A 13594-nucleotide genomic window follows, 5' to 3' on the forward strand; every position below is an offset into this window, starting at 1 on the left:
TGCAGTGGTCATGCCTTGAGGGAAGCCAGCGCGTCGCGGAAGACATCCAGGGCCCTGAAGAACAGCGCGCGGGAGATCGTCAACGAGGGCATCACACGCATCACGTTGCTGTAGCGCCCGCACGGAATCATCAGCACGCCGTGGTTGAGCAGGTAACCCATGAGCTGGCCGATTTTTTCCGGTGCCAGCGGCGCCTTGGTGGCGGGGTCTTCGACCAGCTCGATACCGATCATCAGGCCGCGGCCTCGCACTTCACCGACAAGCGGGCTGTTGAAGTCACGGATGTAGGCCTGGGCTTCCTGCCCCAGGGTGTGCGCGCGATTGAGCAGGTCGAGTTCCGGGTCCTGCAGAATGCTGATGTTGGTCAGCGCCACCGCCGCCGACAGTGAGTTGGCGGCAAAGGTGTTGGGCATCGAACCGTCGGGAATCTTGGCCGCGAGGTCCGAACGCATGATCAGGCCGGCCATCGGCAGGTCGCTGCCGATGCCTTTGCCGAAGGTCAGCATGTCGGGCTTCACCCCGGAATGCTCCACGGCCCACATCTTGCCGGTGCGGCCCGCGCCGGACTGCACTTCATCGACGATCAGCAATGTACCGCTGCGGTCGCACGCCTGGCGCAACAATTGCAGGAACTCGGGGGACGGCGGCACGTAGCCGCCTTCGCCCTGCACCGGCTCGACAATCACCGCAGCCACGTCATCGGCGGCGGTGTAGGGGGTATTCAACAGGTAGTCGACGTACTCGCCGGCAATTTGTTCGGCACTTTTGTGCGTGGTGTCGAAAGGGAAGCGGTAGGCATAAGGGTAGGGGGCATGAATCACGCCGCCCATCTGCGCGCCGTAGCCTTTGCGGTAGGCGGTGCCGGTGGTCAGGGCACCCGAGGCGTTCCAGACCCCGTGGTAGCCGCCATGGAAGGCGATGATCTGGTGACGCCCGGTGATACGTTTGGCGAACTTGATCGCGGCTTCCAACGCATCGCTGCCGCTTTGCGTGAAGAAGGTGATGCAGTCGCCGCGTAAACCGTCGGGCGCGATTTCAGAGAGTTTGGCTGCCAGTTCGGTGCGGCGGGTGCTGTTGATTTCCAGGGCGTGCATCAGCACTTCGGATTGATCGCGGATCGCTTGCACCACTTTCGGGTGGCACCGGCCGACGCTGCTCACGCCTACACCGGCAGAGAGGTCGATGTAGGTGTTGCCGTCCGGGTCCTTGAAGGTCGCGCCGAACGCGCGGTCCATGGCGATAGGCATGCGGCCGCCGCCGCGTGCCATCGACTCGGTGTGTGCCGACAGCGCCAGGGCTTCGCGGGTTTTCGGGCCTGGCAGCGTACTGGAAGTAATCTGCGGAGCATCGGCGAAGTGCAGGGATTCAAATTTGGCTTCACTCATGACGGTCTCTCTGGGATGTCGATTCAAGTGTGCCGATCATCTCCGGGGCGAGTTCCGAACCGGTAGCCCGAATTGGCACATGGGCATGCGCACGCCTGCGCAGGCGCCGATACCACAAACAGCTTGCAGCTGGTGTGCTATGTGCGAATATCAGACGAGACGGCGATATGAAAACAAGAATTCTGGCCGAGGCTTGCAACTCCATGAAAAACCCAACGATCAGCCATTTTCGAGACGTCCATGTCCATGCGGCCACCGTCCAGCAGTGGAACCAGGACTACAGCCAACTGACCGCCGGCTCGGCCGAGAGCACGCTGATGCAATTGACGACGCCGGGCTGTCACTTGTTTCTCGAGCAGATCAACCAGCGTGTCGTGCAGAACGGCGTGGCCCCACGCGGCAAAATGTGTTTTGCCGTGCCGATCAACGTCCCAGGTTCGATTCGGATGCAGGGCCGGGAAGTGAATGACAGCAGCCTGTTCTTTCTGCACGGCGGCGAGGAGTTCATGTTCCATATGCCGATGGGCATGGAACTGCTGTCCATTACCTTCGAGCGTGAGTTGTTCGAGCAGGCGCTGGAGCAAACGGCTTCGGCGAAGGAACTCAACCTGTTGCTGCGCCAGCCGGTGATCAGGGTGTCTCCCCAGCGTTTCGCCCAGGCGCGGCGCCGATTGCTGGCGCTGTTCGCCCAGGCCCTGGCGGATGAAGACCTCGACAGCGCGCCCGATCGTGAAGCGGCGCTGGAGCAGGCCATGCTCGGCGAGCTGTTGCAACTGATGACCGACCCGGCCTGTGACAAGTCCCAGCGCAGCCCCAGCTCCACGCGCAGCTTCATCGTCGAGAAATGCCACCGCCTGACGACCGCGGAAATGATCAACGTGCCCAGCGTGATCGACTTGTGCCAACGCCTCCAGGTGAGTCGGCGTACGTTGCAGAACAGCTTTCGCTCGGTGGCCGAGACAACACCGCTCAATTACCTGCGCTCCGTGCGGCTCAATGGCGTACGTCGCACCTTGATGTCGACCCGCGCAGCCGACCTTTCGATTGGGGATGCCGCGTCCCAGTGGGGCTTCTATCACCTGAGCCATTTTGCGGCGGAGTATCAGGAGCTGTTCGCGGAGCTGCCGTCCCAGACTGCCCGCGCGGCCATCGCCGCCTGCGTGCGTGCCTGAATACAAAGAACGTGTGAAAAGACCTTGAATAACCTGCATCGCCTGCTCGGGATACGCAGGTGTTTCGCTGTGGGTGCTTGCCTTACCGATTTGGGATACCGGGGCGTTCGTGGGCAGGCATAGGATCAATGCCAGTGTGCAACAAGAACGACAAGCCATTGGGCGGCGGTGAACAACCGGCGGCTCCGATCCTACAGCGACTGCCTCATACAATAAGGTCAACAACATGAGTGTATCTATGCCGGTCAACAGCTCCACGGAGCTCAAGCGTGGCGCCCTGGGTGTGGGCTTCATCATCTTCTTTGTGATATCGGCGGCGAGCCCCTTGAGCGTGATCGCCGGTGGTTTCCCCATCGGCATCATGCTGGGCAACGGCGCCGGTACCCCGGCCTTGCTGCTGCTGGCCCTGGCGGTGCTGCTGGCGTTTTCGGTGGGTTACACCACCATGTCGCGCCACGTGACCAATGCCGGTGGGTTCTATGCCTTCACCTCCCGTGGCCTGGGTGGCCTGGCGGGCGGTGCCGCCGGGGTGTTGGCGATGTTTGCCTATAACATCCTGCAGGTCGGGCTGTACGGCATGTTCGGCGGGGTGGTCAGTGGCACCATGGAAAGCGTGTTCGGCCTGGTGTTGCCCTGGTGGTCTTACTCGCTGATGGCGATGGCGAGCATTGCGATCCTTGGGTATCGCAAGATCGACCTGTCGGCGCGGGTGCTGTCGGTGGTGGTGATCGCCGAGTACCTGGCGATCCTGATCCTGGATTTCTCCATCCTCAAGACCGGCGGCGACAGCGGCATCAACCTCGATGCCTTCAGCCAACGCCATGTGTTCAGCGGTACGCCGTCAATCGGCTTGCTGTTCTGTTTTGCGGCCTTTATCGGCTTCGAAGCCACGACGATCTACGGCGAGGAAGCCAAGAACCCGCAGCGCACCATTCCGATTGCCACCTATTGCTCGGTGCTGCTGATCGGTGGTTTCTATGCACTGTCGGTGTGGTCGATGGTAGTGGGGGTGGGCGCCGACAAAATCGTGCCGATGCTGCAAGCCCTGCAAGACCCGACCACGTTTATCTACGGCATGTCTGACCACTTTGTCGGCCCGCACCTGACGCAGATTATCCGCGTGCTGTTCATGGTCAGCATCTACGCCGGGCTGCTGGCATTCCACAACGCCGCCGCGCGTTACTTCTACGCCATCGGGCGTGACGGGTTGCTGCACAGCCTGTTGGGCACCACCCACCGCGTGCACCAGAGCCCGCACATGGGTTCGGCGTTGCAGAGCCTGATTTCGGCCGTGGTGGTGCTGATTTTCGCTGCGATGGATGCTGATCCGATCCTGCAGCTGTTTGCCTGGTTGTCCAACCTGGCGACCCTGTGCGTGATCCTGCTGATGGCGCTGACGTCGGCCGCGGTATTGGTGTTCTTCCGACGTCGTCCCGAACTCAAGGTGAGCGCCTGGCGAGGCCAGATTTTCCCCGGTTTCTCGTGCCTGGCCCTGGTGGCGGTGCTGGTGCTGGCGGTGGTGCATTTCGATGTGCTGACCGGCGCCAGCCAGCGCCTGTCCTACAGCCTCTGCGCGATTATTCCGCTGGCCTTGCTGGGCGGTGTGGTCCTCGCCGCTCGACTGCGCAAGGCCGCGCCGGAGCGCTTCCTGGCCTTGGGCAGCCACAAGCTTTAAGGCGTGTCCTGGGGCGGTTGCTTGCTCGACTTGGCCCGCCGCGCGACTTTAACGCGGTCGAGGCGCTTTACCCGTTACACACGAAAATGGCCGACCAGTTGCTGTTGGTGATGGGCCATTTCATGCAATGAGTCGCTGGCCATCGAGGCATCGTTCATGCGGCTGGCGAGGGTTTCGCTGATCCCACGGATGTCGCTGACCCGATGGCTGATGTCCTCCACCACGCTGCTCTGCTCCAGGGCCGCGCTGGCGATCTGCTGATTCATCTGTTCGATGACATCCACCGCCTGGGAAATACTTTCCAGCGCCACCCTGGTCTGTTGTACCTGGATCACGCTGCCGCCGGCTTGCTCGCGGCTCAGTTGGGTGCTGTGCACCACCTCAAGGCTCAGCTGTTGCAGCGTTTCGATCACGCTGCGCACCTGTTCGACCGAGCTCTGGGTATTGCTGGCCAGGTGCCTGACTTCATCGGCCACCACCGCAAAGCCACGTCCCTGTTCGCCCGCCCGCGCCGCTTCGATGGCCGCATTCAATGCGAGCAGGTTGGTCTGTTGCGCAATGCTGCTGATCACGTCCAGGACCTGGCCGATCTGGCTGCTGCTGTTGGCCAGGGCGTTGACGTGCTTGAGGGTGGTTTCCAGGCGTTGATCGAGGGCCTCGATGCTGCGCTCGGCGCTGGAGAATACGGCTTGCCCCGAGCGGCTCGCGCTTTCCGCGGCGGTGGCGGCGTCGGCGGCGCTGTGGGAGTGGCGCGCGACTTCCTGGGCGCTGGCGCTCATCTCGTGCAGCGCGGTCGCCGCCAACTCGACTTCGCGGTACTGGCGTTGCATGCCGGCGCTGACTTCGCGGGCAATGCCTGAGGAGGTGTCGGCGCTGTCGCGGGTGTTGAGGGACGCGGTTTGGATGTCACGAATAATCGGTTGCAAGGTGTCCAGAAAACCGTTGAACCCGTTGGCCAGTTGGCCCAACTCGTCGCGCCCCCCGGCGGGCAGGCGTTGGGTGAGGTCGCCGTCGCCTCGGACGATCGCCTCGAGCAGCTCGGCCATCTTGAGCAACGGGCGTGTCACGCCAAAGGCGGCCAGCCAGATCAGCAGCATGCCCAGGCTGCTGGCAAGAAGGCCCAGGCCAAGGTTGAGCCAGTTCGACTCACGGCTTTTGTCGTCCAGTTCACGCTGCATCTGTTTGGCCGGTGCCTGCACCTGTGCCTGCGGGACCTTGAACTGCAATTGCCAGGGCGGGTTGCCCGCTACGGTCTGCACGGCCTGGCGTATATCGAGCGTAGCCCCCGAGACGTCGCCGCTGCGTCCCGCCACTTGGCCCGAGGACGACACAATGGTCACTTCACTGTGGCCTTGGTACAGGTCCTGGCCGAGGGTGGCGGCCAACTTTTGCAGGGTGTCGAGGCTGATGTCCATGCCCACTACGCCGAGCGTCTTGCCGTCGACGATCAGAGGGATGGAAATGCTGCTCATCAGGACGTTGTGGCCTTCCACTTCGATGGTGTAGGGCTCGACCACGCAAATCCGCTTTTGGGTTTGAGGGCAGGCGTACCAGGCGTTTGCCGGTTCACTGCCGGGTGGCGCGGTGTTGGCGGCGATTTGTTCCTCGCTCAGCACCTCCTGTACCAATTGCCCTGGCTGGCTCTGCGACCAATATAGCGCAAAGCGGCCGGTTTCATTCCCGGCCAGGGCGCGCTGGCCACGCCACTCAGCGTCGGCGCCCGCCAGTGCGTCCGGCAGCATGATGACGTACAGGCCGAGGACTTTTTCGCGCTTTTTCAGGGTTTCACGGGCGGTGTTGATCAAGGCTTCGCGCAGTTGCGCGACCGTGAGGCGGCCATTGAGCGTTTGTTCGCGCAGTTGCAGTACCTGTTGCGCAAACCCTTCGCCATACAACGCGGTTTCGTTGAAAAAACGCTCCACCTGTTGGCCGTGGGCCGTGGCCTGGGCCTGCAAGCGCGCTAAAGCGGCCTGCCCGAGCAATTCGCCGCTCTGCTCTTTGAGCAGCTGTGCACTGGTTTGATTCTGGTAGGCAGAGGCGCCTATCAGCGCGCCAACCACAGCCAGCAGGCAGAGCCCACTCAGCAGTGTGATTCGCCATTGGAGGGTGAGGTGAGGTAGACGCATGACGGGGGGCTTCCTGCAGGGGGCGTTGGCGGCGATGGGTCGGGGAGCAAACCCTCGGTTTTTATTGTCTTGGCCGGCATCCGGGTATAGCACGGGTAAGCCTAGAGTGCGGGGATGACAGCTCGGGCGGCTATCCCGAATCGGCAAGAGCGCTGGAGTTACCCCTGTAACCTCGACCTGTTTTGGGGCGTGACCTCGGATGCTACCGATTTGGGATAGCGAGGGGGGTGGGGCGGGCATAGCATCAAATTCAGCGTGCAACCAAAACAAAAACGCTAGCGGCACCGATGCAGTCTGGTCGGGCCACCCCTACAGCGACTGCCTCATACAATAAGGTCAACAACATGAGTGTATCTATCCCGGTCAACAGCTCCACGGAGCTCAAGCGTGGTGCCCTGGGTGTGGGCTTCATCATCTTCTTTGTGATATCGGCGGCGAGTCCGTTAAGCGTGATCGCCGGTGGCTTTCCGATTGGCATCATGCTGGGCAACGGCGCCGGTACCCCGGCCTTGCTGCTGCTGGCCCTGGCGGTGCTGCTGGCGTTTTCGGTGGGTTACACCACCATGTCGCGCCACGTGACCAATGCCGGTGGTTTCTATGCCTTTACCTCCCGTGGCCTGGGTGGCCTGGCGGGCGGTGCCGCCGGGGTGTTGGCGATGTTTGCCTATAACATCCTGCAGGTCGGGCTGTATGGCATGTTCGGCGGGGTGGTCAGTGGCACCATGGAAAGCGTGTTCGGCCTGGTGTTGCCCTGGTGGTCTTACTCGCTGATGGCGATGGCGAGCATTGCGATCCTTGGGTATCGCAAGATCGACCTGTCGGCGCGGGTGCTGTCGGTGGTGGTGATCGCCGAGTACCTGGCGATCCTGATCCTGGATTTCTCCATCCTCAAGACCGGCGGCGACAGCGGTATCAACCTCGATGCGTTCAGCCAAAACCACGTGTTCAGCGGTACGCCGTCAATCGGCTTGCTGTTCTGTTTTGCCGCTTTCATCGGCTTCGAAGCCACGACCATCTACGGCGAGGAAGCCAAGAACCCGCAACGGAGCATTCCGATCGCGACCTATTGCTCGGTGCTGCTGATTGGCGGCTTCTATGCGATTTCGGTGTGGTCGATGGTGGTAGGCGTGGGGGCGGACAAAATCGTGCCGATGCTCCAAGCCCTGCAAGACCCGACCACGTTTATCTATGGCATGTCCGACCACTTTGTCGGCCCGCACCTGACCCAGATTATCCGCGTGCTGTTCATGGTCAGTATCTACGCCGGGCTGCTGGCATTCCACAACGCCGCCGCGCGTTACTTCTATGCCATCGGGCGTGACGGGTTGCTGCACAGCCTGTTGGGCACCACCCACCGCGTGCATCAGAGCCCGCACATGGGCTCGGCCTTGCAGAGTCTGATTGCGGCGGTAGTGGTGCTGATGTTCGCCGCGATGGATGCCGACCCGATCCTGCAGCTGTTTGCCTGGTTGTCCAACCTGGCGACGCTGTGCGTGATCCTGTTGATGGCGTTGACTTCGGTGGCGGTGTTCGCCTACTTCCATCGTCATCCTGAACTCAACGTGGGGATCTGGCGTGGCCGTATCCTGCCCGGTTTCTCGTGCCTGGCGCTGGTGTCGGTGCTGGTGCTGGCGGTGGTGCATTTCGACGTGCTGACAGGTGCCAGCCAACTGCTGTCCTATAGCCTCTGCGCGATTATTCCCGCCGCCTTGATCATCGGCGTCGTGCTCGCTGCACGCCTGCGCAAGAGCTCGCCGCAACGCTTTCTTGCCTTGGGTAGCCACAAGCTTTAGGCCCAGTTCGTCAACGCTCGACCAACCAGACTAATCCAGCCTGCCGGTGTTCGGCATGGCTTGTCCGTGTGTGAAAGGAAGGTTTCAAATGCACAATTACAAGATGCTCATCAACGGCGTTCAGGTTGCCGGTGAACAGGGCCAGTTCGACGTGATCAACCCGGCGACTGGTGCCGTATTCGCCCAATGCCCGGCCGGTTCGCTGGGGCAGCTGGACCAGGCCGTGAACGCGGCGCAGGCGGCATTCAAGCGTTGGCGGCACGGCACTCACGCTGACCGTTGTGAGCGTCTGTTGGCGATCGCGGCGGACATCGAGCAGGCCGCCGATCCACTGGCCCGGCTGATTGTGCAGGAACAAGGTAAACCGCTGGCGCTGGCGTTCTCCGAGGTCATGGGAGCCGCCGCCTGGACCCGCTATGCGGCGGGTCAGGAGCTTGCGGTGGAGCTGGTGGAAGACACCCCCACCCAACGGGTCGAACTGCACCGCAAGCCCTTGGGCGTGGTGGCGTCGATCACGCCGTGGAACTGGCCGTTCATGATCGCCGTCTGGCACATCATGCCGGCGCTGCGTGCCGGTAACTGTGTGATCAGCAAACCCTCGAGCCTGACGCCGCTGAGCACCCTGGGCCTGGTGGAGATCATCGCCCGCCATGTGCCGCATGGCGTGATCAATTGCGTGACCGGCGAACAGGGTTTCGGCAGCGCGATCACCGCGCACACCGGTATCCAGAAGATTGTCTTCACCGGCTCCACCGCCACCGGGCAAAGCGTCATGCGTGGCGCGGCGAGCAATCTCAAGCGCCTGACCCTGGAACTGGGCGGCAACGACGCGGCCATCGTATTGCCGGGAACCCCCGTTGAAGCGGTGGCCGAAGACATCTTCCAGGCCGCCTTCCTGAACATGGGCCAGACTTGCGCGGCCCTCAAGCGCCTGTACGTCCACGAGTCGCAGTACCAGGCCTTTGCCGAGGCGCTGACGCAGATCGCGGCGCGCCAGGTGGTGGGTGATGGGCTGGAGGAGGGGGTCACCTTCGGGCCTGTGCAGAACCTTGAGCAACTGACGCTGGTGGAGGCATTGGTCGCCGACGCACGGGCAAACGGTGCGCGGGTACTGTGCGGTGGCGCGCGCCTGGATCGGCCTGGCTTTTTCTACCCGCCGACACTGGTCGCCGACGTGACCGACGGTCATCGCCTGGTCGACGAGGAGCAATTCGGCCCGGTGTTGCCGCTGATTGCCTACCGGGATGTCGAGGAGGTATTGCAGCGCGCCAATGCCGGTGACATGGGCCTGGGCGGGTCGGTCTGGGGGCCGGATGTCGAGCAGGCCCAGGCCTTGGCCAGTCGCCTGGAAAGCGGCGTTGCCTGGGTCAATTGCCATGCGCAGATCCAGCCGAATACGCCGTTTGGTGGCAGCAAGATGTCGGGTTTTGGTGTGGAATTCGGCCTTGAGGGACTGCTGGAGTTCACCGGCCAACAACTGTTATTTGTGCGAAAGCATGATGTCGAACAAGGAGCTTGAACCATGCGTTATCTCTCACATCATCCGGTATTCGGTTGCACACTTTTGTGCACCTTGGCGCTCGGCGCTACCCATCAGGCACAGGCCTATGAGCTGTACAGCGATGACAGCCGCCATCTCAACGCCGACATGACGGCGGTGTTCGGCCAATTCAACAGCCGCAAGAACTACGATGGCAGGTCGGGCGGGTCGACCTGGCGTGAAGGCTTTATCAAATACGGCTTGAGTGGCGATCAGGCGCTGGGGGGCAATGGCACCGCCTACGGCGCATTCTCCCTGGTCAGCTCCGCCACCTGGGGCGATGGTGATCCGGGTGGCAATAGCCTTGGCACCGAGCGTACGACAAAGATCGAAGACGCTTACCTGGGCTGGCGTTCCGGCGATTTGTTCCCCGCGCTGGGCAAGGACGGGGTCGACATTTCCGGTGGGCGCCAGGTGGTCAAGGTGGGTCGAGGGTTCCTGATCAACGATGACGGACTGAACCTGGGCAAGGGTCCGGCCGATGGGCGTATGAACCGTGGCGGGGCGTATTACCTGGCCGCCCGGCACGCCTTCGATCAAACCGCGGTGTTGCGCCTGGGCGGGCAGGATGGCCTGCACGGCAGCATGATGTGGCTCAAGTCCGATAACCGTGTCCAGGCCGAAACCGAACTGGCCGCCGGTACGCTGGATTACACCGCCAAGCCGGGCACGATCGGTTTGACCTGGGTGCATGGCATTGACGTGAACGATCAATGGGCCAGCGACTTTCAACGCCAACGCAAGGGCATGAATATCTACAGCGTGCGCGGTGAAGGTGATGCGGGTATCCAGAACGTCAGCCTGGCGTTCGAGTATGCCTGGCAGGACAAGGACACCGGGCCGGAAAAAGCCTGGTACGGCGAGGCGGGCTACACCTTTGCCGATACCGCCTGGGCGCCCAAGGTCACTTATCGCTATACCCGCTACTCACAGAAGTGGGACGCGATGTTCACCGGCCTGAGCATGGGCTACGGGACCTGGTTCCAGGGTGAAGTGGCTGGCAACTACGCCGGGCCGTTCAACACCAATACCAGCATCCAGCACGTCGGGCTCAAGGCCACGCCCCTGGAGAACCTGACCTTGGGCGCGCTGTACTTCGATTTCGACACGGTGCGTAAACGCAATGCCCTGGACCTCAATGCGCGCGAACTGGACGTGTACGCCGAGTGGGCGGTTAACCCGCACTTGATCATCACGCCATTGGTGGGGCTGTACAAACCCAAGCAGGACTCGACCACCGGTGGCAACCAGGTCGGTGGCAATGGCACCAACGTGTATAGCCAATTGACGGTGGCCGTGCCGTTCTGACCCTGCAGGCGCCGCGTTCCAGGTCCAGATGCGTCGGCTAGGGCGCGGTGGCGGGCGATGGGTTGCGCATGTTTTCGGCAATCCGTCGCGTCGTGTCCATCACCATTTCGATCACGGTTTCCTCGCGCAGCAGCTTGAAGCTCTGGCTGCTGCCGACGGCCGACAGGCTGCCGACCACTTCGTCGATATCCGCCTGGAGGATGGGCGCGGCGATACCGGTCAGGCCCAGGTTGAGTTCGTCGTGGGTCAGGCAGTAACCGTCCTTGCGGATCTTTTTCGCGGCCTTTGAGAAGCCCGCCCAGTCGTACGGGCTGTCGGGGTCATCGGCCATGTGTTCGTTGAACAGGCGCTGCAGGCGGCGACCCTTCTGAAAGGCGATCAATACCTTCGATTGCGCGCCGCGAAAGAAGGGCAACGGTTGCCCGCGTCCGAACGCGAAGTGATAGGTGTCGGTGGGTTCGGCGATGTAGGTGTTGATGATGCGCCCGTCGTAAAACACGCTGGCGAACACCGCCAGGCCCGTTTCGGCGGACAGCTGGTGCATCAGCTCGCGCCCGGCCACGAGGATCGGGTCGTACTGGCGCATCATCCAGTCCAATTCGATGACGCGCGGCCCCAGGCTGTAGCTGCCGGCGTCCACGCGGGTCAGCAGGCCGGCGTCGCACAGATCCTTGACGTAGCGGTACACGGTTGCCCGCGACAGCTCCATGCGTTCGGCGATGGTGTCGGGGTCGATTTTCAGTGTGTGGGGACCAAACAGGTCCAGCACACCCAGCAATTTGCTCAGGCTGCTCATTTCGTTCCTAAGAGAAGGGGGAGAACGCCGGCTGCGTGCGGGCCTTGATCGGGCCGCCCGTGCGAGCGCCAAACGCTGGCGCCACACTACCGCAGTGGCGGAAAAACGCAATCTCGAGTCGCTTTTTTGACGCATTTAACTCGCATAAATCTCATTAAATGAGAAAAATACTAATAAAATGCTTGTTGGATGTTTATTTTCGTGTGATAAATCTCATCACTGCAAATGCTCAAGCAAGAGGGCTGAAAATGAATGGTGCGCAACTGATAGTGAATGCGGCAGCGGCAAGCGGTATCGAATACTGCTTCGCCAACCCCGGGACCACCGAGATTCCGTTGGTGGCTGCCATGGCCAGCGCACCTGCTCTCAAGCCGGTGTTGTCGCTGTTTGAGGGGGTATGTACGGGCGCGGCCGATGGCTATGGCCGGATCGCCGGCAAGCCGGCGATGACCTTGACCCACCTGGGCCCAGGGTTTGCCAATGGCATCGCCAACCTGCACAACGCACGGCGCGCCAATACCCCCATCGTCAACGTGATCGGCGATCACGCCTCCTGGCATGTCAACTACGATCCACCCTTGGCCAGTGACATCCAGGCCCTGGCCGGCACCGTCTCCGGCTGGGTGCGCACTTCACGCACGGCGGCCGGGATCGGTGAGGATTTGCAGGAAGCGGTGCGCGCGGCCTGGCAGGCCAAAGGGCAAATCGCCAGCCTGATTCTGCCCATGGACCTGCAGGCCCACACCGTGACGCACAACGGTGTGTTCGCCCCGCTGCGCGCGCCGGTTCGCCGGTTTGCCGGTGATCGGGTCGAGAGCGTGGCGCAGGCACTGCGTGACGGGCAACGCCTGGTGTTTATCGTCGGCGACGAAGGGTTATCGGTCGCGGGTCTGCAAGCCGCCGGGCGCCTGGCCCAATTGCCCGGCGTGCGCTTGTTTGCCGAGACCTTTCCACGGCTCAGCTACCGCGGCGGTGGTTTGCCGGACCTGGATCGCCTGCCGTACTTCCCGGAAGTGGCGATTGAAATTCTTGAGCAGTACGACCTGGTCGTCTGCGCCGGCGTGCCGGAACCCATCAGTTATTTTGGTTACGAAGGCATCCCCTCGCGTCTCGCGGAGCGTGACCGCCTGCTGGCGTTGGCCGATGTCGGTGACGATGTGGCCGGTGCGCTGACCGCGCTGGCCGACGCCCTGAATGCGCCGGCCTACGTGCCGACCCCGCAGGGTATCGACTTGCCGCCCGGCGATGCCGAGCTGACCCCGCAGTCGATCGGGCAAGTGTTGGCCGCCGCTCTGCCGCACGACAGCATTGTCTCGGTCGAAGGCGGCACCTGCGGTTATCCCTTCTTCACCGCCTCTGCCCGCGCCGCGCGGCATCGGGTCTTGACCAATACCGGTGGCGCGATTGGCCAGGGCATTCCGGTGGGGTTCGGCGCCGCTCTGGCGGAGCGGGGCAACCGCGTGTTCTGCCTGCAATCGGACGGCAGCGCGCAGTACACCATTCAAACCCTGTGGAGCATCGCCCGCGAACAGTTGCCGGTGGTGATCCTGATTGCCGCTAACCACCGCTACGCGATTTTGCAGAACGAACTGCGTCGTTTCGGCATGACCGAGATGGACCCGCAGGCCCTGCGCCTGACCGTGCTCGACAGCCCGCGCATTGACTGGAAAGCCCTGGCCAAAGGCTACGGCGTGCCGGCCTGCACGGTGCAAACCAATGCCGAACTGCAACGGGCGCTGGCCAATGCCAGTGTCGACGGTGGTCCTTGCCTGATCGAAATGGCGCTGTGAAGGAGTCGA

9 protein-coding genes and 1 pseudogene are annotated in these 13594 nt (G+C 62.4%); 6 read left to right on the top strand and 4 right to left on the bottom strand.

The genetic code is table 11. From position 1 onward, the window contains the following. Nucleotides 1-8: 8 nt before the first annotated feature. On the bottom strand, nucleotides 9-1385 hold the full coding sequence (locus AB4O05_RS14870; protein ID WP_460136855.1) for an aspartate aminotransferase family protein: 1377 nt from the start codon (nucleotides 1383-1385) through the stop codon (nucleotides 9-11). 203 nt (nucleotides 1386-1588) lie between these two features. Here AB4O05_RS14870 and AB4O05_RS14875 point away from each other — a divergent pair, with 203 nt between their 5' ends. After that, on the top strand, nucleotides 1589-2557 hold the full coding sequence (locus tag AB4O05_RS14875) for a helix-turn-helix domain-containing protein (RefSeq protein ID WP_460137580.1): 969 nt from the start codon (nucleotides 1589-1591) through the stop codon (nucleotides 2555-2557). A 226-nt stretch (nucleotides 2558-2783) separates the two neighbouring features. Continuing rightward, a complete protein-coding gene (locus AB4O05_RS14880; protein WP_460136854.1) occupies nucleotides 2784-4232 on the top strand; it encodes an APC family permease in 1449 nt (482 codons plus the stop codon). A gap of 74 nt (nucleotides 4233-4306) precedes the next feature. On the opposite strand, the gene AB4O05_RS14885 is transcribed toward AB4O05_RS14880, so the two are convergent. Beyond that, nucleotides 4307-5062, bottom strand: coding sequence for a methyl-accepting chemotaxis protein (locus AB4O05_RS14885; RefSeq protein WP_460164911.1), 756 nt, complete (start codon nucleotides 5060-5062; stop codon nucleotides 4307-4309). 102 nt (nucleotides 5063-5164) lie between these two features. Beyond that, nucleotides 5165-6598: pseudogene (locus tag AB4O05_RS14890) on the bottom strand (PDC sensor domain-containing protein); the annotation flags it as partial. A gap of 104 nt (nucleotides 6599-6702) precedes the next feature. Here AB4O05_RS14890 and AB4O05_RS14895 point away from each other — a divergent pair. From AB4O05_RS14895 to AB4O05_RS14905, 3 genes are all read left to right on the top strand, one after another. After that, a complete protein-coding gene (locus tag AB4O05_RS14895; protein ID WP_460136853.1) occupies nucleotides 6703-8151 on the top strand; it encodes an APC family permease in 1449 nt (482 codons plus the stop codon). An 88-nt stretch (nucleotides 8152-8239) separates the two neighbouring features. Next, entirely contained in the window at nucleotides 8240-9670 is a 1431-nt protein-coding gene (locus AB4O05_RS14900) for an aldehyde dehydrogenase family protein (RefSeq protein ID WP_460136852.1), read from the top strand. Between the two features lie 3 nt (nucleotides 9671-9673). After that, nucleotides 9674-10999, top strand: a complete 1326-nt coding sequence (locus tag AB4O05_RS14905) for an alginate export family protein (protein WP_460136851.1) — start codon at nucleotides 9674-9676, stop codon at nucleotides 10997-10999. Nucleotides 11000-11036: 37 nt separating this feature from the next. Here AB4O05_RS14905 and AB4O05_RS14910 read toward each other — a convergent pair whose 3' ends face one another. After that, the gene (locus tag AB4O05_RS14910; protein ID WP_460136850.1) at nucleotides 11037-11795 is read right to left on the bottom strand and encodes an IclR family transcriptional regulator; all 759 of its coding nucleotides are present in this window, start codon (nucleotides 11793-11795) and stop codon (nucleotides 11037-11039) included. Nucleotides 11796-12043: 248 nt separating this feature from the next. On the opposite strand from AB4O05_RS14910, the gene AB4O05_RS14915 reads away from it, so the two are divergent. Then, the gene (locus AB4O05_RS14915) at nucleotides 12044-13585 is read left to right on the top strand and encodes an acetolactate synthase large subunit (RefSeq protein ID WP_460136849.1); all 1542 of its coding nucleotides are present in this window, start codon (nucleotides 12044-12046) and stop codon (nucleotides 13583-13585) included. The last annotated feature ends 9 nt before the right edge of the window (nucleotides 13586-13594 follow it).

It is taken from the genome of Pseudomonas sp. S1_G07 (genome assembly GCF_054668565.1).